21 protein-coding genes are annotated in these 25,763 nt (G+C 40.2%); 14 read left to right on the top strand and 7 right to left on the bottom strand.

Features of this window, described 5'->3' with window-relative positions:
- Window positions 1-101: 101 nt before the first annotated feature.
- On the bottom strand, window positions 102-1,691 hold the full coding sequence (gene nhaB, locus HC725_RS00525; RefSeq protein ID WP_190329809.1) for a Na(+)/H(+) antiporter NhaB: 1,590 nt from the start codon (window positions 1,689-1,691) through the stop codon (window positions 102-104).
- 392 nt (window positions 1,692-2,083) lie between these two features.
- Here nhaB and fadR point away from each other — a divergent pair, with 392 nt between their 5' ends.
- A complete protein-coding gene (fadR, locus tag HC725_RS00520) occupies window positions 2,084-2,923 on the top strand; it encodes a fatty acid metabolism transcriptional regulator FadR (protein ID WP_190329808.1) in 840 nt (279 codons plus the stop codon).
- Window positions 2,924-2,947: 24 nt separating this feature from the next.
- On the opposite strand, the gene HC725_RS00515 is transcribed toward fadR, so the two are convergent.
- Window positions 2,948-3,772 carry a hypothetical protein gene (locus HC725_RS00515; protein ID WP_190329807.1) on the bottom strand — a complete coding sequence of 275 codons (825 nt, stop codon included), beginning with the start codon at window positions 3,770-3,772 and terminating at the stop codon, window positions 2,948-2,950.
- A 159-nt stretch (window positions 3,773-3,931) separates the two neighbouring features.
- A complete protein-coding gene (gene metG / locus HC725_RS00510; RefSeq protein WP_190329806.1) occupies window positions 3,932-5,995 on the bottom strand; it encodes a methionine--tRNA ligase in 2,064 nt (687 codons plus the stop codon).
- 344 nt (window positions 5,996-6,339) lie between these two features.
- Here metG and apbC point away from each other — a divergent pair, with 344 nt between their 5' ends.
- From apbC to HC725_RS00490, 4 genes are all read left to right on the top strand, one after another.
- On the top strand, window positions 6,340-7,449 hold the full coding sequence (gene apbC, locus HC725_RS00505; RefSeq protein WP_190329805.1) for an iron-sulfur cluster carrier protein ApbC: 1,110 nt from the start codon (window positions 6,340-6,342) through the stop codon (window positions 7,447-7,449).
- 224 nt (window positions 7,450-7,673) lie between these two features.
- A complete protein-coding gene (gene udk / locus HC725_RS00500; protein ID WP_190329994.1) occupies window positions 7,674-8,315 on the top strand; it encodes a uridine kinase in 642 nt (213 codons plus the stop codon).
- 110 nt (window positions 8,316-8,425) lie between these two features.
- Window positions 8,426-9,007, top strand: a complete 582-nt coding sequence (dcd, locus tag HC725_RS00495) for a dCTP deaminase (RefSeq protein ID WP_190329804.1) — start codon at window positions 8,426-8,428, stop codon at window positions 9,005-9,007.
- A 165-nt stretch (window positions 9,008-9,172) separates the two neighbouring features.
- Window positions 9,173-11,401 carry an AsmA family protein gene (locus HC725_RS00490; RefSeq protein WP_190329803.1) on the top strand — a complete coding sequence of 743 codons (2,229 nt, stop codon included), beginning with the start codon at window positions 9,173-9,175 and terminating at the stop codon, window positions 11,399-11,401.
- 134 nt (window positions 11,402-11,535) lie between these two features.
- On the opposite strand, the gene cobO is transcribed toward HC725_RS00490, so the two are convergent.
- From cobO to rne, 3 genes are all read right to left on the bottom strand, one after another.
- On the bottom strand, window positions 11,536-12,147 hold the full coding sequence (gene cobO, locus HC725_RS00485) for a cob(I)yrinic acid a,c-diamide adenosyltransferase (protein WP_190329802.1): 612 nt from the start codon (window positions 12,145-12,147) through the stop codon (window positions 11,536-11,538).
- Window positions 12,148-12,269: 122 nt separating this feature from the next.
- Window positions 12,270-13,829, bottom strand: coding sequence for a SulP family inorganic anion transporter (locus HC725_RS00480; protein ID WP_190329801.1), 1,560 nt, complete (start codon window positions 13,827-13,829; stop codon window positions 12,270-12,272).
- A gap of 259 nt (window positions 13,830-14,088) precedes the next feature.
- Window positions 14,089-17,061, bottom strand: coding sequence for a ribonuclease E (gene rne, locus HC725_RS00475; protein ID WP_190329800.1), 2,973 nt, complete (start codon window positions 17,059-17,061; stop codon window positions 14,089-14,091).
- Window positions 17,062-17,669: 608 nt separating this feature from the next.
- Here rne and rluC point away from each other — a divergent pair.
- Entirely contained in the window at window positions 17,670-18,617 is a 948-nt protein-coding gene (rluC, locus tag HC725_RS00470) for a 23S rRNA pseudouridine(955/2504/2580) synthase RluC (RefSeq protein ID WP_190329799.1), read from the top strand.
- Window positions 18,618-18,668: 51 nt separating this feature from the next.
- On the opposite strand, the gene HC725_RS00465 is transcribed toward rluC, so the two are convergent.
- A complete protein-coding gene (locus tag HC725_RS00465; protein ID WP_190329798.1) occupies window positions 18,669-19,256 on the bottom strand; it encodes a Maf family protein in 588 nt (195 codons plus the stop codon).
- 176 nt (window positions 19,257-19,432) lie between these two features.
- On the opposite strand from HC725_RS00465, the gene yceD reads away from it, so the two are divergent.
- The 8 genes from yceD to fabF all read left to right on the top strand — a co-directional run bounded on the left by yceD (window position 19,433) and on the right by fabF (window position 25,711).
- Window positions 19,433-19,957 carry a 23S rRNA accumulation protein YceD gene (yceD, locus tag HC725_RS00460; protein ID WP_190329797.1) on the top strand — a complete coding sequence of 175 codons (525 nt, stop codon included), beginning with the start codon at window positions 19,433-19,435 and terminating at the stop codon, window positions 19,955-19,957.
- Between the two features lie 45 nt (window positions 19,958-20,002).
- Window positions 20,003-20,173 carry a 50S ribosomal protein L32 gene (gene rpmF, locus HC725_RS00455; RefSeq protein ID WP_190329796.1) on the top strand — a complete coding sequence of 57 codons (171 nt, stop codon included), beginning with the start codon at window positions 20,003-20,005 and terminating at the stop codon, window positions 20,171-20,173.
- Between the two features lie 9 nt (window positions 20,174-20,182).
- Window positions 20,183-21,208, top strand: a complete 1,026-nt coding sequence (gene plsX, locus HC725_RS00450; protein ID WP_190329795.1) for a phosphate acyltransferase PlsX — start codon at window positions 20,183-20,185, stop codon at window positions 21,206-21,208.
- Between the two features lie 5 nt (window positions 21,209-21,213).
- Window positions 21,214-22,164 carry a beta-ketoacyl-ACP synthase III gene (locus HC725_RS00445; protein ID WP_190329794.1) on the top strand — a complete coding sequence of 317 codons (951 nt, stop codon included), beginning with the start codon at window positions 21,214-21,216 and terminating at the stop codon, window positions 22,162-22,164.
- Between the two features lie 63 nt (window positions 22,165-22,227).
- On the top strand, window positions 22,228-23,154 hold the full coding sequence (gene fabD, locus HC725_RS00440) for an ACP S-malonyltransferase (protein WP_190329793.1): 927 nt from the start codon (window positions 22,228-22,230) through the stop codon (window positions 23,152-23,154).
- Window positions 23,155-23,214: 60 nt separating this feature from the next.
- Window positions 23,215-23,949, top strand: a complete 735-nt coding sequence (fabG, locus tag HC725_RS00435; protein WP_190329792.1) for a 3-oxoacyl-ACP reductase FabG — start codon at window positions 23,215-23,217, stop codon at window positions 23,947-23,949.
- A gap of 181 nt (window positions 23,950-24,130) precedes the next feature.
- Window positions 24,131-24,364: an acyl carrier protein gene (gene acpP / locus HC725_RS00430; RefSeq protein WP_153447360.1), complete on the top strand. Its 234-nt coding sequence runs from the start codon at window positions 24,131-24,133 to the stop codon at window positions 24,362-24,364.
- A 102-nt stretch (window positions 24,365-24,466) separates the two neighbouring features.
- Window positions 24,467-25,711, top strand: coding sequence for a beta-ketoacyl-ACP synthase II (gene fabF / locus HC725_RS00425; protein WP_190329791.1), 1,245 nt, complete (start codon window positions 24,467-24,469; stop codon window positions 25,709-25,711).
- The last annotated feature ends 52 nt before the right edge of the window (window positions 25,712-25,763 follow it).

Genomic DNA, 25,763 nt, shown 5'->3' with positions numbered 1-25,763 from the left:
ACCGAATGAATATTGGATAACAAAAAGCTCTGAAAGTTCAGAGCTTTAATTGTTTTATATCAGCGCAAGATTATGATGCTTATTTTATAAGGAGTAAATAATTAATGTCCTACAATAGCGCTGCCTTGAGAGGCGATTTCTACCGTTGTCGTTGTTATCCAACCCATATGATTAAAGTAAATGGTCAGCGGCTCTAATAAGAATTGGATACCGAAGTAACCTACAACCGCTAGCACTATTGTATAGGGCAAAGCCATGATGACCATTTTCCCATAAGATAGTCGAATTAATGGTGCAAGTGCTGACGTTAGCAAAAATAGGAATGCTGCCTGACCATTCGGTGTCGCCACTGAAGGTAGGTTGGTTCCGGTATTGATCGCTACGGCGAGTAAATCAAACTGTTGACGTGAAATATCACCATCAAGCAAAGCCGTTTTGACTTCATTAATGTAAACCGTTCCGACAAACACATTATCTGACACCATGGAAAGTAGACCATTTGCAATATAGAACATGGTAATTTGCTGGTTGCCCTCTAAGGCGAGCACGGCATGAATGATAGGTTTAAACAGCTGTTGGTCAATAATCACTGCCACTATGGCGAAGAAAACAGCGAGTAATGCAGTAAAAGGGAGAGCCTCTTCAAATGCCTTACCTAATGCATGCTCCTCTGTGATCCCAGTAAAAGAAGTAGCAAGGATAATAACGGATAAACCTATAAGGCCAACGGCTGCAAGATGGAATGCAAGGCCTGCTATTAACCAAATGGCGATGATCCCTTGAATATATAATTTAGCAACATCTTGTTGAGTCCGCTTTTTCTGCTCTTCATGATCGACTTCGAGTAGAATTTTACGAACATTTTCTGGCAATGAGGCGCCATAGCCAAAAACTTTAAATTTTTCGACTAAAACACAAGTGATGAGTCCACAGATAAAAACAGGAATCGTCACTGGTGCCATGCGCAAAATAAACTCACCAAATTCCCAGCTCGCTTGATCCGCGATGATTAAGTTTTGAGGTTCACCAACCATCGTCATTACACCGCCTAGCGCTGTGCCGACACCTGCATGCATTAATAAAGAACGAAGAAATGCGCGATAATCCTCTAAATCATTACGAGTGATTTCAGGGATCATTTCATCAGTCGTATGATCATGATGGCTTGCATTCGGGTTCGAGACAACTTTATGATAAATGGCATAAAAACCAATAGCGACACTAATGATAACGGCAATAACGGTTAATGCATCTAAGAACGCAGAGAGGAAGGCTGCAGTGACGCAAAATGCAAGAGATAAAAGGATTTTAGAGCGGACACCGAGCAGTATTTTAGTGAACATAAACAGCAAAAGCTGCTTCATGAAATAAATACCAGCAACCATAAATATCAGTAGTAATAGAACTTCAATATTAGCAGCAAGTTCATGTTTTACTTGCTCTGCTGTTGTCATCCCCATTGAAACAGCTTCAATAGCAAGTAAGCCACCGGGTTGTAATGGGTAGCATTTCAATGCCATCGCTAAGGTAAAAATAAACTCAGCGACGAGGAGCCAACCTGCCGTAAAAGGATCGATCCAAAAGAAGACAATCGGGTTAATAATTAGAAAGGCAACGATAGTAACTTTATACCAATCAGGAGCTTTACCTAGGAAGTTTTTTATAAATGCATTTCCCAATGTAGCGGACATAAATATACTCTTTAAGTTTTGATAATGAAATCCAACGCTCATTATGAGAAGATTTTCACTATAATCTGTGAGGTTGATCGTGCTAATTGAATATTACTTATTGATTTAAATCATGTTATATGGATATAAATTCATTTCACATGAACGTATCACATATTTAGTATTTTTACGCAGAATACATAGGTATTAGGATAAGTAAATAATCAGTGTTTGATTAAGCGAATGAAATTGTATTTTTTGCGAAAAATTTCACTTATATAAGTCGAGTTTACTTTACTTCTAAATAAATCGTAAGATATGTGAAATCAGCTACACTTCGTCAGTTTTGTGTCTTTAACAACTAGTGGTATGATGAGTCCAATTTTCCTCCCTATAATAGATAAAGTGAATTAATGGTCATTAAGGCGAAAAGCCCTGCTGGGTTTGCAGAGAAGTACATTATAGAAAGCATCTGGAATGGTAAATTTCCACCCGGTTCTATTTTACCTGCTGAGAGAGAATTGTCAGAACTTATTGGTGTAACTCGAACGACTTTACGTGAAGTGCTGCAACGTTTAGCTCGCGATGGTTGGTTAACGATTCAGCATGGTAAGCCAACAAAAGTAAATAATTTCATGGAGACTTCAAGTCTGCATATTTTAGATACATTAATGACATTAGATAGTGATAATGCCACCTCTATTGTTGAAGACTTATTAGCTGCTCGTACTAGCATTAGTCCTATTTTTATGCGCTATGCCTTTAAATTAAATCCAGAAGCTTCTATCAATACCTTAAATCGAGTGATTAGCTCTTGTGAGTTGGTTTTGAAACATGATGACTGGGAGGCGTTTTTGTCTGAATCATCATATGCCGATAAAATTCGTCTTGCAGTTAAAGAAGATAATGAAGACGATGAAGCCACGCGTAATGTAATTTTGATGGCGAAGACATTTAATTTCTATGATTATATGTTATTTCAGCGTTTAGCATTTCATTCGGGCAATCAAGTGTTTGGGTTTATTTTTAATGGTATTCGGAAACTTTATGACCGCGTTGGTAGTTTCTATTTTTCGAATCCAGACGCATGCCAACTAGCACTCCAATTTTATAAACAACTTTTGGTAGTATGTGAGAGCGGTCGTCGTGAAGAGTTACCCGCTTTAATCCGTCAATATGGTATTGAAAGTGGTCAAATATGGACGATGATGAAAGAAAATCTTCCGACGAACTTTACGGAAGATGATAGCTAATCTTATTGTTTCAAAGTGATAATATTAAGCCTGCTGATGATGAGCAGGCTTTTTAATGCCTGCTATTTCTGGAAGAGGTAGGTATAGCTCCTCGCATAATGTTGAAATCACTTGATCGTATAAGGTAAAGATCAAAATAGAGGCATCCGAAGATACCTGATATAAATCCTCGGCAGATAATGCTGTGATTTGTTCACTCTGTAAATGTCGTAATTGCGCCATTAAACCGCCTTGATCCATATCGACGAAAGTGAGAGGGCTCAATAATGATAATTTATTTAATCGGTTACTTAGCAAGATGGCATCACGCTTGAGTTTTTGCTGACCTTGTTCTGAGTTTTTATCAAGAATAGCAATGCGAAATTGAGTGAGGCTATCCAAACAATCAAAAATTTCCAACCAATCTTGACTGTATTGCTCGCTAAGATCTTCTCGCCCAGATTCGCTTAACCACATGATCATATTCTCATCGATTAGAAATAAGGTTTGCCTTATCAAACGTCCGTGATCGATTTGGTTGCGAGCTAAGTTAAATAATGCCCATTGTTGGTGCAATAAATGCGTCCGTTCACTTAAAATACGGACTTCAGAATTCGGCTTTAGCACGCTCAATTGTGTATGAGTTTCATTAATTTGTTCTTCTATCTTGGCAATTCTGTTGGCACCTTGGTGTGAGCAATGAAGATATTGATGAGTAAGTTGCCTATGTTGGCGTATAAAGCCAACTAATTGACGTAATAAGAAGATAGTTTGAAATCGCACTTGATGATTTTGCTCTCTTTTACGTGATAGAAAGAAGAGTAATGCAATAATGCTAATTGCCATTGTGATACAAACATAAGTAAACATATCCACCCCTACTCAATTTAAGCTGACATTCTATTTGTAAGCAAAATCTGTGCCGTGATGGTAGGTGTGAATCGTTATTTGATGAATAATAAATATAAAAAAGCTCCGACTAAGTAAATAGCGGAGCATTTATCGATGAAACTTATTTATCTAGGGGAATTACATAACACGCATACCTGGTTGGGCGCCTTCATGTGGTTCTAAAATCCACAGATCTTTTCCACCAGGTCCGGCAGCTAAAATCATTCCCTCGGACATACCAAACTTCATTTTACGAGGTTTTAAGTTAGCGACCATCACCGTTAGTTTGCCTTCAAGCTCTTCTGGCGTATAAGCGGATTTAATCCCAGAGAATACTTGGCGAGTCTCGCCGCCGATATCCAATTGGAATTTCAAAAGCTTGTCGGCTTTTGGTACTGCTTCACATGAAATGATTTTGGCGATACGCATGTCAATTTTGGCGAAATCATCAAATTCAATTTCATCCGCGACAGGCTCTTTATCTAACTCGGTTTGCGTTGTTTTCTCTGATTGTGCTTTTGCCGCCATTTCAACCGCAGCATCTTCTTTAGATGCTTCAATCATGGCTTCAACATGTTTAGGATCGATACGGTTGAATAAGGCTTTAAATTTAGTCACTTCATGATTAGTGAGTGGGGTTGATATCCCTTCCCACGTTAGAGTGTCATTTAAGAAGCTTTCAGTCCGTGCTGCTAATTCTGGCATAACTGGCTTTAGGTATGTCATTAGTACTCGGAATAAGTTTATACCGACAGAGCAGATATCTTGCAGCTCTTGGTCTTTACCTTCTTCTTTTGCTACAACCCACGGTGCTTTTTCATCTACATACTGGTTGGCTTTATCGGCTAGTGCAGTGATTTCACGAATTGCTCGACTGAACTCACGAGTTTCAAATGATTGAGCAATGCTGCTAGCGGCATCAACAAATTCTTGATAGAGCTCTGGCTCGGTGAAATTTGCCGACAACTTACCGTCAAATCGTTTAGCGATGAAGCCAGCATTGCGAGAAGCTAAGTTGACGATTTTGTTAACGACATCTGAATTAACTCGTTGAGTGAAATCTTCAAGGTTTAAATCTAGATCGTCAATGCGGCTATTGAGTTTAGCGGTGTAGTAATAACGTAGGCATTCAGGATCGAGATGCTGTAAGTAAGTACTCGCTTTTACAAAGGTGCCTTTTGATTTTGACATCTTCGCGCCATTAACGGTCACATAACCATGTACAAATACATTGCTTGGCTTACGAAAACCTGCGCCATCTAACATGGCTGGCCAAAATAGGCTGTGGAAGTACACAATATCCTTACCGATGAAATGATAAAGTTCAGCGGTGCTATCTTGTTTCCAATATTCATCAAAATTAAGAGATGTGTCACCGGCTGCTGCACGTTTGTCACACAAGTTTTTAAATGAGCCCATGTAGCCGATTGGAGCATCTAGCCATACGTAGAAAAATTTATTGGTTTCACCCGGGATTTCAAAGCCGAAATACGGTGCATCACGTGAAATATCCCATTGCTGCAAACCGGACTCAAACCATTCCTGCATTTTGTTAGCGGTTTCTGTTTGAAGAGAGCCTGAACGAGTCCACTCTTTCAACATGCTCTGAAATTGCGGTAAGTCGAAGAAGAAATGTTCAGAATCTTTCATTACTGGTGTTGCACCTGATACCGCCGATTTTGGATTGATAAGGTCGGTTGGGCTATAAGTTTCACCGCAGTTATCGCAGTTATCGCCATATTGATCATCTGATTTACATTTTGGGCAAGTGCCTTTTACGAATCGGTCGGGCAGGAACATTTCTTTTTCAGGGTCAAAAAGCTGAGAAATAGTACGACTAGTGATAAATCCATTTTCTTTCAAGCGAAGATAAATCATCGAGGCTAATTCACGATTTTCATCGCTGTGCGTACTGTGGTAGTTATCAAAGCTAATATTAAAACCTGAAAAATCCGTTTGGTGTTCTTGCTGAACTGCTGCAATCATTTCTTCAGGCTCAATACCTAATTGTTGAGCTTTCAACATAATAGGTGTGCCATGTGCATCATCGGCGCAAATAAAGTTTACGGTATTACCGCGTAGGCGTTGGTAACGAACCCAAACATCCGCTTGAATGTGTTCTAGCATATGACCTAAATGAATTGAGCCATTGGCGTAAGGGAGTGCGCAGGTTACGAGAATTTTTCTTGGGTCATTCGCCATTATTATTCACTTCTTAATTCTTGATAGGGGGGCAATTAGTCCGAATATTTCGATATACCCTTTTAATTTGAAGCTATAGCTTTGTTGACGGTGTTTACTCACTACAACCACTTAGGCAAGCTAAGCTCATGGGAGTTCGATCACTTGCCGCCTCACTGCTACTTCAATTAATTTGGATATAGACTAGTCATAAAACTTTTCAAGATTCTACCTTATGCAAGCCATGACTCCAAGAAACCTAAAGACGGAATTCATGATCTTTTTATTTATATGGTGAGTAGCGTGTTTTTCTTGTGGGTTTATACTGCTAGGATATTGATTCTATCTTGTGATACCGAGGCCGTATGTCTTTATTTTCTTCTCCATTTTCAAAGTCTACCCCTAATCATTCATTATCATCTTCTATTTTAAGTCAGTGGCTGAATCAATTTGAGCATCCACAATTAATTCCGCAATGGGCTGATACTCCAGGAATTGTGTTATTAAAATCAGATGATAGCGTACAAATTACCTTGCCATTTTATGGTCAAGGGTTACAAAGTCAGCTTCAATCATGGGTTGAAGAACAGAAAACACAACATCAAGATTTACCTGTTATCGAGGTTGTGACCAAAGTTAAGACGCTGAAAACTGTACATGCTACACCAGTGAAAGGAGTGAAAAACATTATCGCCATTACTTCTGCTAAAGGTGGGGTGGGCAAGTCAACGACAGCCGTTAATTTTGCTTTGGCACTGCATAAACTGGGCGCGAAAGTTGGTTTGTTAGATGCTGATATTTATGGTCCATCTGTTCCTATAATGCTTGGGACACAAGGTAAGAAACCAACTGTTATTGATAGTAAATGGATGCAACCAGTGGAAGCTCATGGTTTGTATACCAACTCAGTTGGTTATTTGGTTGCGCAAGATGATGCGGCAGTATGGCGCGGTCCAATGGCATCGAAAGCTTTGGCTCAGATACTTAATGAAACACTGTGGCCAGAGCTTGATTATTTAGTGATAGATATGCCACCAGGTACTGGCGATATTCAACTAACGTTGTCGCAACAAATTCCTGTAACGTCAGCTTTGGTGGTGACAACACCGCAAGACCTTGCATTAGCTGATGCAAGAAAAGGCGTGGCGATGTTTGATAAAGTCGGGGTGTCAGTGCTTGGCGTGGTTGAAAATATGAGTTACCACATCTGCTCAAACTGTGGATATCATGAAGCATTGTTTGGCCAGGGCGGCGCTGAAAAAATGGCGCGAGATATGGATTTATCTTTATTGGCACAAATTCCACTGCATATTGATCTACGCAGTGATATTGATAATGGTTGCCCAACGGTTACCGCTAAACCAAGTAGTGAGCATTCACAAATTTATCTTGAACTTGCCGCTCAGGTTGGGTGTCGTCTATTTTGGCAAGGTGATCCGGCTCCAGATGCTATTTTATTTACGGAAGTAAAATAGTCATACATTAATAAGTAAATAAGCATCGAGAAATCAGATGATTATTTTTTATACATTTTGTGTAAATAGGATTAAGCATAGTAATAATTCGTTAATTTAGAGGATTATTGCCTCGTGGCTAAACTCCCATTTTGTATCAATTAAGTATATAATCAGGCGGTTTAATTCCCCCTCGGGGTTCCCGTTACTATTGAGCTGGGTGCTTTTACATGTCAGAACAACAAATACCTGAAAAAAATAAATGCGTCATTGTAGGGATTGCCGGCGCATCGGCTTCAGGGAAAAGCCTAATTGCAAGCACCATTTACAAAGAATTACGAGCGAAAGTCGGTGATAGTCAGATCGGTGTGATCACTGAAGATTGTTATTATCGGGATCAAAGCCATCTTAGTATGGAAGAGCGAGTCAAGACTAATTATGACCACCCAAGCGCGTTGGATCATGATTTACTATGTGAACAACTACAGCAGTTGATGGAAGGCAATTCAGTTGAAATTCCTGAATACAGCTATTCAGAACATACCCGCACTCAAAACACGACATTAATGACACCAAAGAAAGTGATTATTTTAGAAGGCATTTTGTTGCTGACTGAACCACGCTTGCGTGACTTAATGCATGCATCAGTATTCATGGATACACCACTTGATATTTGTCTATTACGCCGTGTTAAACGAGACGTAGAGGAGCGTGGAAGAACGATGGATTCTGTATTAAAGCAGTATCAAAAAACAGTGCGACCAATGTTTATGCAATTTATTGAGCCATCGAAGCAGCATGCCGATATTATCGTCCCACGTGGCGGTAAAAACCGAATTGCAATTGATGTGTTGAAGGCTCATATTGCTCGTTTATTAAAATCATAACTATATTCAAAGTATTTGAAGTTATATTTTTAATTACCAGATGATGGATAACCATTCGCTTTAATTATTTAAATCTAAATAATTTTGCGCGAAATTAGGAGAAATACCTCGTGAGATTGTGTGATAGGGACATAAAGAAATACATGGCGGAAGGTAAGATAACCATGTCGCCAGCCCCATCTGAAGATAGCATTAGTGGCTTAACGGTAGATGTACGTTTAGGTCATCAATTCCGAGTATTTAATGATCACAGTGCACCATATATTGATCTCTCTGGTAAAAAAGAACAAGTGACAGCTCAGCTTGAAAAAGTCATGAGTGATGAGATTGAGATTTCTGATGATGGTGAATTTTTCTTACATCCTGGGCAACTAGCATTAGCCGTCACCTATGAATCTGTCGATCTCCCTGCCAATATTGTTGGTTGGTTAGATGGACGTTCTTCTTTGGCTCGTTTAGGCTTAATGGTTCATGTAACGGCTCATCGTATTGACCCTGGTTGGTCTGGGCGTATCGTACTTGAGTTTTATAATTCAGGTCGTTTACCTTTAGCCTTGAAACCAATGATGCCAATTGGCGCTTTAAGTTTTGAAGTTTTATCGGGTGATGCTGAAAAACCGTATAACAAACGAGATAATGCTAAATATAAAAATCAACAAGGCGCTGTGGCAAGCCGTATTAATGAAGATTGATATCGTTGGTTAAGTATCAAATTTCATACTAAGTTATTAATTTTAAAATAGACTGCTAGATATGCAGTCATTTTACTTATTATTCATCCTCATATTTATCGTTAAATGAATATTGATGGTGGAATGCTTTTAACTCTTTTTATCTGTACTGCGTGAGGGATCTCCATGAAAAAAGTACTCATCTTTCTTGCTGTTCCAATTACTGCCATCTTAATTGCTGTGTTGGCATTGGTTTTTTTCGTGAATCCAAATCAATTTAAACCTCTAATTATTGAGCAGACGAAAGCTCAAACGGGTTTTGACCTCGTTATTGATGGTGATATTGAATGGACTTTCTTCCCTCATATTGGTTTTACTATTGGAAAAACGAAATTATTAAATCCGAACGGTTTTAAACGTGCCGAAATCGTAAAGATTGACTCTGTCGGTTTGGATATTTCAGTTCTCCCTTTGCTAGAAAAAAGATTAGAAATTGGCAACATTAGCTTAAATAGCGCTGATATTTTTCTGCAAACTAAGAAAGATGGAAGTTCAAATATTGATATTGCTGCACAATCTATAAAAGAAAATACAGCCGAAGTTGACCAAAAAGAAACAGGGGTGACAGCAGATACTGCGGCTAAGCCAGAAGAAGCATCCAAGTCAGCGGACGTAGAAGAATCGTCAAGTTCAGCTTCTAAATGGCAATTAACATTAGAGGGGATCACGGTTAATAATGCGACATTGGCGATGCTTGATGAACAAAAAGGGTCTGAGATAGCATTATCTAATGTCAACTTTGCACTTTCTAAATTTTCATTTGATGAGTGGAGTCAAGCTGAATTCAGTTTAACGGGCCGCAATAATCAGCAAACCTTTTCTGCTGCGGGCAAAACAGAATTTAAAGTTTCACAAGATTTGAAAAATTATGAATTACGTAATCTTGATACTCAAGCTTCTTTTAAAGATGGAGCTACTGACATTAAAACAGTGTCATTACAATTGACGACATTTAAGTTTGACCAACCAAATGATTTAAAATTAGCGGTTCAAGGACAAGTGTCTGGTATGAACATCGATATGACACACAGTGCCAAGTTAATGGTTAATAAGGCAATGTCACTGGTTCGATTAAATGATATGAACTTGAAAGCTAAAGTTAATGGGAAAGACTTGCCATTAAATCCAATTAATATCGATATGTTGTCTTCATTAACGTTTGATTTAAATAAGCAAGATCTAGGCTTAACACTTGATAAGTTTACAGTAAATGAGTTGGTGTTTGATGGTTCAACTCAAGTGTCTTTAGCATCCAGTATTCCTAAGATTGTATTTAATTTACACAGTGCAGAAATAAATGTAGATGCGTTATTAAAACAAATGGAACAGCAATCGACAAAATCAGCTGTTACATCATCTAAAACGGCTGAGAGCTCTACGGCAACGAAGGCTGCAGCTACTGCTTCAACAGCAAACACAACACCTACTGCGAAAGCATCAACAGCGCCGGCTCAGACTGAACCCGATCTTAGTGCAACGAAAACACTAGATGTTACGGGTAAGATAACTATTGATAAGTTAGTGGCAAATAATGCTAACTTACAAAATGTAGTCACTCAGTTTAAGGTCAATCGCGGTGTGATTGATTTACAACGTTTTGCTGCTAATTTGTATGATGGTTCAATACTCGCGACAGCACATATTGATGCACGTAAATCAGTTGCAAACTATAAAATTCATAATGTAATAAAAGGTGTGCAAGTACGCCCATTATTAACGGATATCGCAGATATGGATATCGTGTCAGGAACGGGTAATATTACAGCAGATCTCACTGGTAAGAGTTTGCTACCTGATACGTTGAAGAAAAACCTATCCGGCGTGATTAATCTTAATTTTCAAGATGGCTCACTTTATGGTGTAAATTTACCGTATGAGTTCCGTTCAGCGAAAGCGAAATTGAAAGGTGAAACTATAGCCGCGGATAATGTTAAGAAAACGGATTTTAGTGCTCTGACGGCAACAATGAAACTTTCTAAAGGAGTAATGAAGACTAATAACTTTGCCATGCAGTCGCCACTCTTGCGCGTTTTGGGTGATGGACAAGCCGATTATGTGCATGAAACATTAGACTTTTTGGTAAAAACATCGATTGTTGGCACCATGAAAGGGCAAGATGGCAAAGATCTTAATGATTTAAAAAACCTCACTATTCCAGTTCGTGTAAAAGGCTCGTGGGCGACTCCAAGTATTAGTGTTGATATGAAATCTTTGTTTAACTCAGAATCTAAGCAAAAAGCGCAAAAAGAAATTGATAAAGGTATTGATAAGCTTTTAGGTGACGATAAAGATTCGGGCAAAAATAAAGAAGTGAAAAAAGCAGCAGGTGATTTGCTCAATAGTTTATTTAAATAATTAGCCAATAAAGCGTTGAAAAGACAAAGCCCAGTACGATCTTCACGATTAAACTGGGCTTTTTGCTACTTGTTTGGCTTAGGTTTCCAGCGGCTTAGGTTGATATCATTACAAATTGTTCGCCGTTTTAGGATTTACCAATCAATCCCTTTACGGGCTTTAATACCTGATTCAAAAGCATGCTTGACGTTACGCACTTCTGAAACAGTGTCAGCAATCTCAATTAAGCGTCGATGGGCTGCTCGGCCAGTAATGATCACAGATTGCGTGCTAGGACGGTTTTCGATGGCTTCTACTACATCGTCCAATTCAATATAGCCGTAAGTTACCATGTAGGTAATTTCATCGAATAACACCACATCTAAGTTGTCATCTTGCAGCATGCGCTTGCATTCTTGCCATACTAATTGAGCCGCAAGTGTATCACTGGTTTTATCCTGGGTTTCCCATGTAAAGCCGGTAGCCATGACATGAAATTCTACTCCTAACTTTTCCAGTAGATTTTTTTCACCATTATCCCAAGTACCTTTAATAAATTGAGCAACCCCGCAGTTTTGGTTGTGACCGACGGCTCGTGCAATTGTGCCAAATCCAGAGGTGGTTTTACCTTTTCCATTACCTGTAATGACGAGAACTAAGCCTTTTTCTTCTTGAGCTGCATTGATACGCGAATCAACTTCTTGTTTTATTTTTTGCTGTCGTTGTTTGTGTTTTTCATTATTTGAATGTGGCACAGACTCGTCCATGTGATTGGCTTCCATTATTGAAGTAAAAGGAGTGAAAATGTTATCAATTAATGTCAGGGGATGATAGTAAAAGAAACCCAGCACGGTGGCTGGGTTTTATTTAGATAAGAGAAGAGAAGAAGTTAATCTGCTAATAAATTATCAATAACTTTGTAGGTAGGATCTTCTTTAATGTTAATTTCGACTAAGCTGCCTGCTTTATGGAGTAGCGTTTTACAGTCTTGACTTAGATGACGTAAATGCAGTGTTTTCCCAAGTTTAGAGTAACGGTCTGCAACGGTTTCAATCGCTTCAATGGCAGAATGATCGACTACTCGCGACTGAGCGAAATCGACAATAATGTCTTGTGGATCATTTTGAGCATTAAACAGTTCGGCAAAGTTTGCCGCTGAACCGAAGAAAATCGGACCATTGATTTGATACACTTTAGATCCTTCCTCATCAATACTGGTTACCGCATTGATATGTTTTGCGTGTTGCCAAGCAAACATAAGTGCAGAAGCAATCACACCAACACCGACAGCAACCGCAAGATCTGTCATAACAGTAACAATTGTCACTAAAATAATAATGAAGAAATCTTGCTTTGGTACGCGGCGAGCTAATTTGAACGTTGCCCATTCAAAGGTGCCAATCACCACCATGAACATCACGCCAACTAAAGCCGCAAGCGGGATCATCTCGATCCAAGTTGCCGTAAATAAAATAAAGCAAAGTAGAGCAATGGCAGCGGTGATACCTGATAAACGACCACGGCCACCAGAGTTAATGTTGATCATTGATTGACCAATCATGGCACAGCCGCCCATAGCACCAAAGACAGAACAGGTTAAGTTACCAAGACCTTGACCAATACATTCACGATTGCCTTTACCACGCGTGTTGGTCATTTCATCTACCACAGTAAGTGTTAATAGTGATTCAATTAAACCAATAGAGGCAATGATAAGTGCGTATGGGAACACTATCTTGAGCGTTTCAAAAGTAAATGGAACGGCAGGAAGTGCGAAGGTCGGTAAGTCACCAGCTAGGGTTGAACTAGGGTCACCAGACATGGTACGTAAAAAATCAACGACAGTTCGTGTGTCTAGATTAAAAACTTGAGTAATTGCAGTCACAGTCACAATAGCGACTAAAGAGGATGGGATGGCTTTGGTTAATTTGGGTAAAAAGAAAATAATACCCATGGTAAGAGCTACCAAACTAAGCATAATAAACATTTGATCTTGAGGTAACCAAGTCATAAGACCATTCAAATCGGGTGCTTTAAATTGGCCTAATTGAGCAGTGAAAATAACAATTGCAAGACCATTTACGAAACCTATCATAACTGGGTGTGGCACAATTCTAATAAACTTACCTAGCTTTAATATTCCGGCCGTGATTTGTAATACACCAACGAGAAGTACTGCCGCGAATAAGTATTGTATGCCATGCATGGCGACTAAGCTGACCATGACGACAGCTGTTGCACCTGTTGCACCAGAAATCATACCTGGGCGGCCACCAAAGACGGCGGTCATCAATCCCATAATGAAGGCGGCATATAAGCCCACCATTGGATCAACGCCAGCTACAAAGGCAAACGCTACGGCTTCCGGAACTAAGGCTAGTGCGACGGTTAAGCCTGACAAAACATCATTTTTAACAGATTGAGTGGAGACTTGTGGAAATTCGAACATGTATTCTCAGTTTTAAGTAAATGAAATTGCCATGTTTTGAGCTGTAGAAACGGAGTGTCGAAAGGTTACAGTCAAATATATGGGCGGGTGATTTTGAAACCGAATGTTACAGAATGGTGGAAATAACTGCAACATTTCTAGGTGGTTATTTTCTCTATCAGGAAACTACTATGGTTGATGTTTTAGGATGAGAAAATGAAAAAGGCCACTTTCAACAGTGGCCTTTTAGGTTTGCTAGCAATGTAAAGTCAGTTAAAGCTTAACTAAGAGTCTTTGACATTGCAGATGACGCTTGCTTTGTTGCTGCGTCACTACCGGCAACTTTACCCGAGTAAGTCGACTCGCGGAAAGACGCTGCGACAATGGTAATATCTTTCAATTCACCAGAACCTGAGGCTTTCGCCATTGGAGCACTAGCACAAGATTGTACTTTAGCATTTGTTGTCGGTGTTACTTTTGCTACTACAGCTTTATCAGGTGTAGCAACGGAAGCTTCTTCAACAACGTCAGTTTTTTCTTGAGGTTCGATAATCTCTGTCGGCGCTATAACAGATGGCGCAGGCGTCTCAGCAACAGAATTATCTACTACAGGTGCAATTTCTAACGTAGGAGTCTCTTCTTCAAGAACAGGTATTACTACGTCAACATTACTGATCGATGCTGTTGAAGTTTCTAATACAGATGCTTTTGGACGATAAATAACTACTTTACCCATCGACATTTCAGGGCAAGCAACACCACCAAATGTAGCGGTTAGATTATTATCGACAGTGGCTTCTTCAGTTGATTTTTCCACTTCTACTGCAATCGGTTGAAGTTGCTCTGTGTATTTAGGCCAAACTTTACCCATAGCCATCTCAGGAGATGCAACTCCCCCAATACGTAAACGATATGGATTAGGACGACGATCACGAGTACGGCGACGACGTTGACCACTAGCACGAAGATGACGAGGAGAGCGACGATTGCGGCGTTGCTGACCATCTTCTTTTTGCTCTATATTTTCAACGTTATTATCTTGAGTTGCTTCTATTTCTTGATTAACAGGAGCGTTTTCTTGTGCAACTTCTTGAGACGCATCGATCGCTATCACGACATCATCTTCTTTAGTCTGTGGATTAGCACGGACTTTTTTCTTCATCTGACGACGTTGACGGCGCTGTTTAACTTGTGTTGTCTTCTCTTCGTGAGATGGAGTTACAGCCGCTTCTTGAGCTTCAGCCGCAATTTTTTGACCCTGTTCTACCAATTTATTGGTTTCTTTAGGCGCTGCTGGCTTTTTATCTTGTTTAGGCTTACGTTTTCTTTCCTGACGAACATCCTGATCTGCTTTTTTATCTAGCTGATCCTCATCACGCGGCTTACGTCGTTTACGTTGATCATTATTACGATCATTACGGTCACGATTGTTATAGTTACGATTATTTGATTGCTCATTGCGCTTATTATGATGGCTTGACGCTGTCGCAGGTTTAGGTGCTTCTTTTGTTTGTGCTTCTTTTTCGCTTTCATTTGAACCGAATAAGAAATTTGTAATGGTCTTAAAGAAACCAGTAGATTTTTCTTTTGGTTGTACTTTTTTCGGTTCAGCTGCTACTGGTTTAGCCGTCGCAGCAGGTGCTGGAGCGGACGCAGCGAAACCTTTCAGTACTGGCTCTTCAATACGACGAGGTTTTATATCTGCGATTGGCTCACGGCTTTCTGACTCTTTAATTGATTCAATACGCTGAGGCATCAAATAAGATAGAATCTGGTGCTCTTCACCATCACGTAAACGCATAACCTCAAAGTGAGGAGTTTCCATATCAGCATTAGGAACCACAATGATGTTAACATTTTGGTATTTTTCAATGTGCTGAATAGATTTACGTTTTTCATTCAATAAGTAAGACGCGATAGGGACAGGAACTACAGCAAGAACTTGTGAGCTGTTATCTTTTAGTGCTTCTTCTTCAATTAGACGTAAAACAGAAAGAGCTAGTGATTCATTATCACGTACAACACCTGTACCCGTACAACGAGGACAAATATGATGGCTAGCTTCTGAAAGAGAAGGGCTTAAACGCTGACGAGACATTTCTAATAAACCGAATCGTGAAATACGGCCGATTTGAACACGAGCTCGGTCCATGCGAACAGCATCACGCATACGTGTTTCAACTTCACGCTGATGACGCACTGGTGTCATATCAATGAAATCGATAACAACAAGGCCACCTAGATCGCGTAGGCGTAATTGACGTGCAATTTCATCGGCCGCTTCTAAATTGGTGTTTAGTGCGGTTTCTTCAATATCACTGCCTTTAGTTGCACGAGCAGAGTTGATATCAATAGACGTTAATGCTTCTGTTGGGTCGATAACGATTGAGCCGCCAGAAGGTAGACGAACTTCACGTTGGAAAGCTGATTCAATTTGACTTTCAATCTGATAGTGAGTGAATAGAGGAATATCACCATCATATTTTTTCACGCGTGAAACGAAATCAGGTCGAACGAGTTGGATATGATCGCGTGCGCGCTCATAAATAGTATTGCTATCAATTAAAATCTCACCAATATCACGACGTAAATAGTCACGAATAGCACGGACGATGACATTGCTTTCTTGGTGGATTAGGAATGGAGCTGATTCAGTATCAGAAGCATCTTTAATTGCAGACCAATGCTTAAGTAAAATGTTTAAATCCCACTCAAGTTCTTCTGCGCTTTTACCAACACCTGCTGTGCGGACAATTAAGCCCATGCCTTGTGGTAGTTCTAAAGTGCTTAACGCTGATTTAAGCTCAGTACGTTCATCACCTTCGATACGACGTGAAATACCGCCAGCACGAGGGTTGTTAGGCATTAGAACTAAGTAGCTACCAGCTAGAGAAATGAATGTCGTCAAGGCTGCACCTTTTTGACCTCGTTCTTCTTTTTCTACTTGTACAATGACTTCTTGACCTTCTTTTAGCACTTCTTTAATGCTAGGGCGGCCTTGGTATGTATAACCAGTAGGGAAGTATTCTTTGGCAATTTCTTTAAGGGGAAGGAAACCGTGACGATCAGCACCATAGTCTACAAATGCAGCTTCTAAACTTGGTTCTACGCGTGTAATACGTCCTTTATAAATATTTGCTTTCTTAGATTCATGGCCAGGACTTTCGATATCTAAATCAAACAGTTTTTGACCATCAACTAATGCGACGCGCAACTCTTCTTTTTGAGTCGCGTTGATCAACATTCTTTTCATTTTGTCATTTCTCGTTGTTTTTCTTCGTGATAATTGCTTATCGCTTTAGTCGTCCAAAGGTGCCAGATCCCATGGCTTTGGCTTCAGCCTCACGGCTGTATAGGGGATGCTCTGGGGCACAATAGTCACCAGACCATTATCTTTAATCGATAGTAGGCCTGGTCCGATTCAGGTCGGTATTACTTCTTCATTGGTTACGTGAGTAGGCGATAAGTTGACCTTCTTCGTGTTGTGTCTTACGCCTAATGCAGCACACACTCAAGAAGCTTTCTACTCAAATTTGTAATATAAGGTGGTATCAAATTGTATGGAAAATGTTCGAACCACCTTTTACAGATATGAACTATAACAGTGAGAAGAAATATCAGCAATCAGCTTTCTAATAAAGCGGGTAAATAAATAGGAAAACCTGTGATTAACTTTCGTTCAACTATGGGGTAGTATTATTTTATTAATATAGATTTTCCATATTTATCAATGGTTTGGTTTTAATTCGATAGTTTTTTTGTACTGTCACAATATAATTGAATGCTATAGGGATAAAATAGGGGTAATTTATTGTTTATACTTGTGACACATGTAGAGGTTTGAATGATAGAATATGCGTTATGAACGAAATTAAAACTGAAATAAAATTTATTGAGATTGATGCCGATATGGCAGGGCAAAGAATTGATAATTTTTTGCGTAATCAACTTAAACAAATCCCTAAAAGCATGATCTATCGTATCTTGCGAAAGGGGGAGGTGCGTGTAAATAAAAAACGCATAAAAGCTGAATATAAATTACAAGCTGGTGACTCGGTCCGTATTCCTCCTGTGAAAATCACACTGGAAGAGGAAGCGCCACAAATAAGCACTAAATTAGATAAAGTTTCTGAGCTGGAAAATTGTATTATTTTTGAGGATGACAGCTTACTTATTCTGAATAAGCCTTCAGGAACAGCGGTTCATGGTGGGAGTGGGTTGAAGTTTGGCGCTATTGAGGCTTTAAGGGCATTGCGGCCTGATGCTCGTTTTTTGGAGCTCGTCCATCGTATTGACCGTGATACTTCCGGTATATTACTGGTGGCTAAAAAGCGTTCAGCACTGCGCCATCTGCAAGCTCAATTTCGAGAAAAAACCGTTCAAAAATATTATTTTGCTTTAGTTATGGGGCAATGGAAGCCAAGTTGCAGAGTTGTGAAAGCGCCATTACTGAAAAATGAAGTCAATAGTATTGTCCGTGTTAACCCCAATGGCAAAGCATCAGAAACGCGATTCAAAGTATTAGAAGAATTTGCGCAAGCTACATTGGTTCAAGCTAGCCCGATCACTGGCCGTACTCACCAGATCCGTGTTCATTGTCAATATGTTGGTCATTCTATTGCTTGGGATGACCGCTATGGTGACCGTCGCTTTGATGCGTATACTGCTAAAATAGGGTTGAATCGATTGTTTTTACATGCTGCAAATATTAAATTTATTCACCCTGCAACAGATGAGAAAATGGATATATCAGCGCCGATGGAAGCTAAATTAGAAGCTACGCTTGCTCAATTACGCGTAAAACCATAACGGTTGTTTTAAGTGCTGTGGTTTATAAGGTCATAGGTTTATTGTGACCGTTTATAAAATAGTGATACCTTGTTTTTCTAGCATATTGATCAATGTAATAAGTGGAAGGCCAATTAAACTATTAGGATCACTTCCTTCGAGGCGTTCAAATAAGGCAATGCCAAGACCTTCGCTTTTGAAACTACCCGCACAATAGAAAGGCTGTTCTTTATCGACATAATTTTCTATTTGTGAAAGGCTGAGCTTGCGGAAATGAACGATAAAAGTGTCCAATTCAACATCACATTTATTTGTGGTTGAATTATAAACGGCAATACCTGTATAAAAGGTAATGGAACGACCATTAGAACGTGAAAGTTGAGCAACGGCATTTTCACGATTGAGTGGTTTACCTATTATTTCATCATCTATGATGCAGACTTGATCAGAGCCAATAACTATGTTGGTTTTAGCCAAGTCTAACCGACAAGATTGTGCTTTTTTTTGTGCTAAGCGTGTGACTAATTGTTGGGCATTCTCACCAGTAAGTGGTGCTTCATCGCACTGTGGTTCTAATACAGTGAAAGGAACGGCTAATTTTTCTAGTAGCGCTTTTCTGTAAATGGAAGTGGATGCTAAAATCAAGTTTGTATGTTGCATATAATGATTCTTTGTATTGCTATGAAAGTATAATCGTTACGATAAAGCAATTGGCTGCTCTCGTCATATACATTTGATGCGAGCGAAAATTTAAATGAAAATTGGTAAGAAGAATGTGTAAGTTTTTTGCCTTTTTCTTTGACTAAATTTGTTTTGAAGGATAATATTCGCGCCCTATGCAAAAGGTAAAAATACCGCGTACAGTGGACCCAGCAAAATCTGCCCAAAAACGTTTAGATTATCAAGGTATAATCCAAAGCAGTTTATTAAAGCGAGTTGCCGAGTTGACTGAAGGCGTCAAACGCGACGCAGAAGTTACATTGAATTTTGAGTTGGATGAACAACGACTCACCGTTATCTCTGGTAAAGCTAACGTTGAAGTTGAATTAGAATGTCAACGCTGTAATCAAAACTTCGCCCATTTGTGTGAAGTAGAGTTCATTTGTACTCCTTATTATAATGAGAAAAGTGAACAAGACGCACCCGAAGAGTATGATTTGGTAGATCTAAACGAGTACGGTGAGTTGGATTTGATTAAACTGGTGGAAGACGAGTTCATTCTAGAATTACCTCAAATTCCAATGCATGACGAATCTGAATGTAGCGTTAAATCAAACAATTTGGTATTTGGTAAACTTCCGGAAGAACTTCTTGAAGATAAGCCGAATCCTTTCGATGTTTTAAAAAATTTAAAGCGCTAATACTGTGTAAAGCAGTGTCAGTGTTTAAAACAAAGGAGTAGGGTCATGGCCGTACAAAAGAGCAAAAAATCACGTTCAATGCGTGGCATGCGTCGTTCACATGATGCACTAACAACTAGTGCGTTATCTGTAGATGCAACTTCAGGTGAAACTCACCTACGTCACAACGTGACTGCTGACGGTTTCTACCGTGGCAAAAAGGTTATCAACAAGTAAGGTTGACCTTTGCAAACTATAACCGTTGCACTTGATGCAATGGGCGGGGATTTCGGTCCTCGCGTAACAGTGCCTGCCGCCGTGCAGGCATTGTCACATTTCCCAGAGCTGAAAGTTATTCTTGTCGGTGACCGTGATCTTATCACGCAGCAGCTGACATCTATCGGGTACTATCCGAGTCATCGTCTCGTCATTAAACACAGTGATAAATGTATATCTAACTGTGAAAAGCCATCTTTAGCGTTAAGAAATAGCGCCGGAAGTTCAATGCGTATTGCGCTTGATTTAGTGGCTGACACAGAAGCAGATGCTTGTGTTAGCGGTGGCAATACTGGCGCTTTAATGGCGTTGTCAAAATTTCGTCTAAAATTATTACCAGGTTTAGAACGACCAGCCTTAGTCAGTGCATTACCTACGATAACAGGAAAGCGCACATGGATGCTTGATCTCGGTGCAAATATATCTGTTGATGCCGATACTTTATTTCAGTTTGCCGTGATGGGAAGTGCACTAGCAGAGGTTCATACTAACTATCAACCTCGAGTTGCTATCTTAAATGTGGGTGAGGAAGAAATTAAAGGCAATGATTTGGTCAAGCGTTGTTCTGAACTTCTTTTACAAACGAAAGAAATTAATTATTGTGGCTATATCGAAGGAAATCAGCTTTTTTATGATGTCGCTGATGTGATAGTTTGCGATGGCTTTGTCGGTAATGTGTGCCTGAAGTCTTGTGAAGGCGTAGCGCATCTATTCTTAGATAAAGTGAAAAATCACTTTGTCTCATCGACAATAAAAGGTTGGATTGCAAAAAAAATATTTTCTAGCTTATTTAATGAGCTAAAAACATTGAACCCCGACCAGTATAATGGCGCAAGTTTGCTAGGATTACGCGGAATTGTTATTAAAAGCCATGGGCAAGCGGATACGTCTGCCATTATCAATGCGATTGGTGAGGCTGTATATGAAGTCAAACAGCAGGTCCCAAGCCGTATAAGTGATCGTTTAGAAGCGGTATTACTCGAGAGGCATTATTAGTCTTCATGAATAGCAAAATTTTAGGCACTGGCAGCTATTTGCCAGAACATGTGCGTACGAACGCCGATTTAGAAAAAATGGTGGATACTACTGATGAGTGGATTGTTACTCGCACTGGTATTCGTGAACGTCGTATTTCTGCACCAGATGAGTCTGTAGCGGATATGGCCTATCATGCCTCAGTTAATGCTATTGAGATGTCAGGCATTGATAAAAACGATATAGACCTGATCATTCTCGCGACAAGTACGGCAAGTCATAAGTTTCCATCGTCTGCATGTCAGGTTCAAGCAAGGCTTGGTATTACAGGCTGTCCTGCATTTGATCTATCTGCAGCATGCACGGGATTTGTGTATGCACTTTCTGTTGCTGATCAGCATATCAAATCTGGCATTGCGAAGAATGTCCTTGTAATTGGTGCTGATGCGTTGTCAAAAACGTGTGATCCAACGGATCGCTCGACAATCATTCTATTTGGTGATGCGGCGGGAGCGGTAGTATTAGGCGCAACAGAAGATAAAGGTATTATCTCAACTCATTTACATGCCGATGGTCGTTTTGGCGAATTATTAAGCCTTGAAGAAACCAAGCGTGGCGAGAGCATTGATGCTTGGTTACATATGGCCGGTAATGAAGTTTTTAAAGTTGCAGTGACTCAGTTGTCTAAATTAGTGAAAGATACGTTGGCTGCGAATGATATGGCAAAACATGAGCTTGACTGGCTTGTACCACATCAAGCTAATTTACGTATTATTTCTGCAACGGCTAAGAAGTTAGCGATGTCTTTAGATCAAGTTGTGGTCACCCTAGACCGCCATGGTAATACGTCAGCAGCAACTGTCCCTACTGCATTAGATGAAGCTGTGCGTGATGGACGGATTCAACGTGGTCACATGTTGCTGCTTGAGGCATTTGGCGGTGGATTCACATGGGGCTCAGCCCTCGTTAAGTTCTAATTTTTTTATGTGTGGATTTTCTACTAGTTCTACACATCCTACTTAGTTAAAAGGAAATTTGCGATGAGTAAGTTTGCTGTTGTTTTTCCAGGACAAGGCTCACAAACGGTTGGTATGTTATCTGATCTTGGTGAGCAATATGAGGTTGTTAAATCAACGTTCTCAGAAGCATCAGAAGCATTAGGCTATGATCTTTGGGCACTAGTACAAAATGGACCGGTTGAAGATTTAAACGAAACGTTTCGTACTCAACCGGCATTGTTAGCTGCATCGGTTGCGATTTGGCGTGTATGGAATGAAGTGGGTGGTGCTCAGCCTCAAGTGATCGCTGGCCATAGTTTAGGGGAATATTCTGCTCTAGTGTGTGCAGGAGTGATTGATTTTAAACAAGCTATCAAACTGGTCGCTCTTCGTGGTGAATTAATGCAGCAAGCCGTACCTGCTGGTGTCGGGGCTATGTATGCAATTATTGGTTTAGATGATGCGGCTATTGCTCAAGCATGTGACGATGCGGCGCAAGGAGAAGTCGTCTCACCAGTAAACTTTAACTCTCCTGGTCAAGTTGTGATTGCGGGTAATAAAGCCGCTGTTGAACGTGCCGGTGTCTTATGCAAAGAAGCTGGCGCAAAGCGAGCTTTACCTCTTCCTGTATCTGTACCGTCGCATTGTGAATTAATGAAGCCAGCTGCTGATAAATTAGCAGAAGCATTACTTGATATTGAATTTAGTGCGCCGACCATTCCTGTTATTAATAACGTTGATGTTATTGCTCAAACGGATCCTGAGAAAATTAAAGATGCACTTGTCCGCCAACTATATAACCCAGTTCGTTGGACTGAAGGTGTGGTCAGCATCAGTGAACAAGGTATTGAGAATCTTTTAGAATTTGGTCCAGGTAAAGTACTAACGGGTCTGACTAAGCGCATCGTGAAAACCCTTTCAGCGCAAGCCGTCAATGACGTAGCTTCACTTGATGCTGCACGCGTATAATATTTAAGTTACTGTTATTTAATAGATAGCGGTTATTTTAGTGAAAATTAAGGACATAAGATGAACCTTGAAGGTAAAATTGCATTAGTAACTGGCGCCAGTCGTGGCATTGGTCGAGCTATTGCTGAGTTGTTAGTTGAGCGCGGTGCTACCGTTATTGGAACTGCAACAAGTGAATCTGGTGCGCAAGCTATCAGTGATTATCTCGGTAATAATGGTAAAGGCTTATCATTAAATGTTACAAATTCTGACTCTGTAGCGGACACAATTAAAGCGATTAATGACGAGTTTGGAGGCATTGATATTTTAGTTAATAATGCAGGTATTACCCGTGATAACTTGTTAATGCGTATGAAAGATGACGAATGGCAAGATATTATAGATACCAATTTAACATCTATTTTCCGTTTATCTAAAGCGGTACTGCGTGGCATGATGAAAAAACGCCACGGTCGTGTTATAAATGTAGGCTCTGTTGTTGGAACCATGGGGAATGCAGGCCAAGCTAACTACGCAGCAGCAAAAGCCGGTGTGATTGGTTTTACTAAATCTATGGCTCGTGAAGTTGCCTCTCGTGGCATCACTGTGAATACTGTTGCCCCCGGTTTTATCGAAACAGATATGACAAAAGCACTGAATGATACCCAACGTGCTGCTACACTTGCACAAGTGCCAGCTGGCCGATTAGGTGATCCGCGTGAAATTGCATCAGTTGTTGCATTTTTAGCTTCTGATGATGCGGCTTACATGACTGGCGAAACGCTGCATGTAAATGGTGGTATGTACATGGTTTAAGTCGTTTTGGTGGTGTTTTTATCACCAAAGGCATGATTTAGGTCAAAAATGTATTAAATTTCAGTCAAAAAGTGAGAAATTGTGGTTTGACCAGCTAGGTCACCCTTGCAACTTTTCAAAGTTTGAATAAACTACTGACAACATCGCATTTAAGCGAACTCTCTGTAATAGGAAAAGAAAAATGAGCAACATCGAAGAACGCGTAAGAAAAATCATTATTGAACAACTAGGTGTAGATGAAGCAGAAGTGAAAAATGAAGCTTCTTTCGTTGATGACCTAGGTGCTGATTCTTTGGATACAGTAGAGCTAGTAATGGCTTTAGAAGAGGAATTCGATACTGAGATTCCTGACGAAGAAGCAGAAAAAATTACTACTGTTCAAGCTGCGATCGACTACGTAAACAGCGCACAGTAATAATAACATCCCCAGGCGGTCTCCTAGACCGCCTGAGTTTTATCTAGTATCTCTTCTATTTTATCTCTCTTATTCTCTCTATAAATCTCCGGAGAAAAAATCGTGTCCAAACGTCGTGTAGTAGTTACAGGCATGGGGATGTTGTCACCGGTCGGCAACACTGTTGATTCCTCTTGGAAAGCCCTATTAGCAGGTCAAAGCGGTATTGTTAATATCGAACATTTTGATACAACTAATTTTAGTACTCGCTTTGCAGGTCTAGTAAAAGACTTCAACTGCGAAGAGTACATGTCTAAAAAAGATGCGCGTAAGATGGATTTATTTATCCAGTACGGCATTGCAGCTGGTATTCAAGCATTTAAAGATTCAGGCATTGTTGTGACTGACGAAAACAATGCCCGTATTGGTGTTGCGATTGGTTCAGGTATCGGTGGCATCGGAATTATTGAAGATGCTGCTGTTGGATTAAAAGAAAAAGGCCCACGTAAGATCAGCCCATTTTTTGTGCCATCAACCATTGTAAATATGATTGCAGGTCACTTATCGATTATTAATGGTCTACGCGGTCCAAATATCGCGATTTCAACTGCTTGTACTACAGGCCTGCACAATATCGGCCATGCTGCGCGTATGATTGCTTACGGCGATGCTGATGCCATGCTAGCAGGTGGCGCTGAGAAAGCATCAACACCACTTGCGATGGGCGGCTTTGCGGCTGCGAAAGCATTATCAAGCCGAAATGACGAACCACATCTTGCTTCACGTCCTTGGGATAAAGATCGTGACGGTTTTGTTCTTGGTGATGGCGCTGGCATGATGATGGTTGAAGAATACGAACATGCAAAAGCTCGTGGTGCCAAAATTTACTGTGAAATCGTAGGGTTTGGCATGAGTGGTGATGCGTATCACATGACGTCACCAAGTGCTGATGGCTCTGGTGGTGCGCTTGCTATGGAAGCTGCTCTTCGCGATGCAGGGATCACTGGTGAGCAAATTGGCTATGTGAATGCTCACGGCACTTCAACACCGGCAGGCGATATGGCAGAGACGCTAGGTATTAAACGTGCTCTTGGTGAAGAAGCTTGCAAGAAAGTATTAGTGTCATCAACAAAATCAATGACAGGCCATTTGCTTGGCGCTGCAGGGTCAGTTGAAGCGATTATTACGGCAATGACACTGGTCGATCAAATTGTACCGCCAACGATTAACTTAGATAATCCAGATGAAGGCTGTGATCTTGACTACGTACCGCATACGGCTCGTAAAGTTGAGAATATGGAATATGCTTTATGTAACTCATTTGGTTTTGGTGGGACAAATGGGTCACTTATCTTTAAGAGAATGTAATCTCGTCCAGATATATCTCTTTTGATCCGATAAAAAACGGTTTGGTGCGCTA

This window comes from Vibrio sp. S17_S38, assembly GCF_014694375.1.
Taxonomy (GTDB): domain Bacteria; phylum Pseudomonadota; class Gammaproteobacteria; order Enterobacterales; family Vibrionaceae; genus Vibrio.
The sequence above is the reverse complement of the archived record's forward strand: the minus strand, read 5'-3'. Positions and strand labels throughout refer to the sequence as shown.

What these genes read in the sequence shown, in the direction of transcription:
- acpP (WP_153447360.1), top strand. Translation starts at nt 24,131, where the DNA reads ATGAGCAACATCGAAGAACGCGTAAGAAAAATCATTATTGAACAACTA.
- HC725_RS00515 (WP_190329807.1), bottom strand. Translation starts at nt 3,772, where the DNA reads ATGTTTACTTATGTTTGTATCACAATGGCAATTAGCATTATTGCATTA.
- cobO (WP_190329802.1), bottom strand. Translation starts at nt 12,147, where the DNA reads ATGGACGAGTCTGTGCCACATTCAAATAATGAAAAACACAAACAACGA.
- nhaB (WP_190329809.1), bottom strand. Translation starts at nt 1,691, where the DNA reads ATGTCCGCTACATTGGGAAATGCATTTATAAAAAACTTCCTAGGTAAA.
- HC725_RS00445 (WP_190329794.1), top strand. Translation starts at nt 21,214, where the DNA reads ATGAATAGCAAAATTTTAGGCACTGGCAGCTATTTGCCAGAACATGTG.
- rpmF (WP_190329796.1), top strand. Translation starts at nt 20,003, where the DNA reads ATGGCCGTACAAAAGAGCAAAAAATCACGTTCAATGCGTGGCATGCGT.
- HC725_RS00465 (WP_190329798.1), bottom strand. Translation starts at nt 19,256, where the DNA reads ATGCAACATACAAACTTGATTTTAGCATCCACTTCCATTTACAGAAAA.
- fabG (WP_190329792.1), top strand. Translation starts at nt 23,215, where the DNA reads ATGAACCTTGAAGGTAAAATTGCATTAGTAACTGGCGCCAGTCGTGGC.
- yceD (WP_190329797.1), top strand. Translation starts at nt 19,433, where the DNA reads ATGCAAAAGGTAAAAATACCGCGTACAGTGGACCCAGCAAAATCTGCC.
- metG (WP_190329806.1), bottom strand. Translation starts at nt 5,995, where the DNA reads ATGGCGAATGACCCAAGAAAAATTCTCGTAACCTGCGCACTCCCTTAC.
- fabD (WP_190329793.1), top strand. Translation starts at nt 22,228, where the DNA reads ATGAGTAAGTTTGCTGTTGTTTTTCCAGGACAAGGCTCACAAACGGTT.
- rne (WP_190329800.1), bottom strand. Translation starts at nt 17,061, where the DNA reads ATGAAAAGAATGTTGATCAACGCGACTCAAAAAGAAGAGTTGCGCGTC.
- fadR (WP_190329808.1), top strand. Translation starts at nt 2,084, where the DNA reads ATGGTCATTAAGGCGAAAAGCCCTGCTGGGTTTGCAGAGAAGTACATT.
- rluC (WP_190329799.1), top strand. Translation starts at nt 17,670, where the DNA reads ATGAACGAAATTAAAACTGAAATAAAATTTATTGAGATTGATGCCGAT.
- HC725_RS00490 (WP_190329803.1), top strand. Translation starts at nt 9,173, where the DNA reads ATGAAAAAAGTACTCATCTTTCTTGCTGTTCCAATTACTGCCATCTTA.
- HC725_RS00480 (WP_190329801.1), bottom strand. Translation starts at nt 13,829, where the DNA reads ATGTTCGAATTTCCACAAGTCTCCACTCAATCTGTTAAAAATGATGTT.
- apbC (WP_190329805.1), top strand. Translation starts at nt 6,340, where the DNA reads ATGTCTTTATTTTCTTCTCCATTTTCAAAGTCTACCCCTAATCATTCA.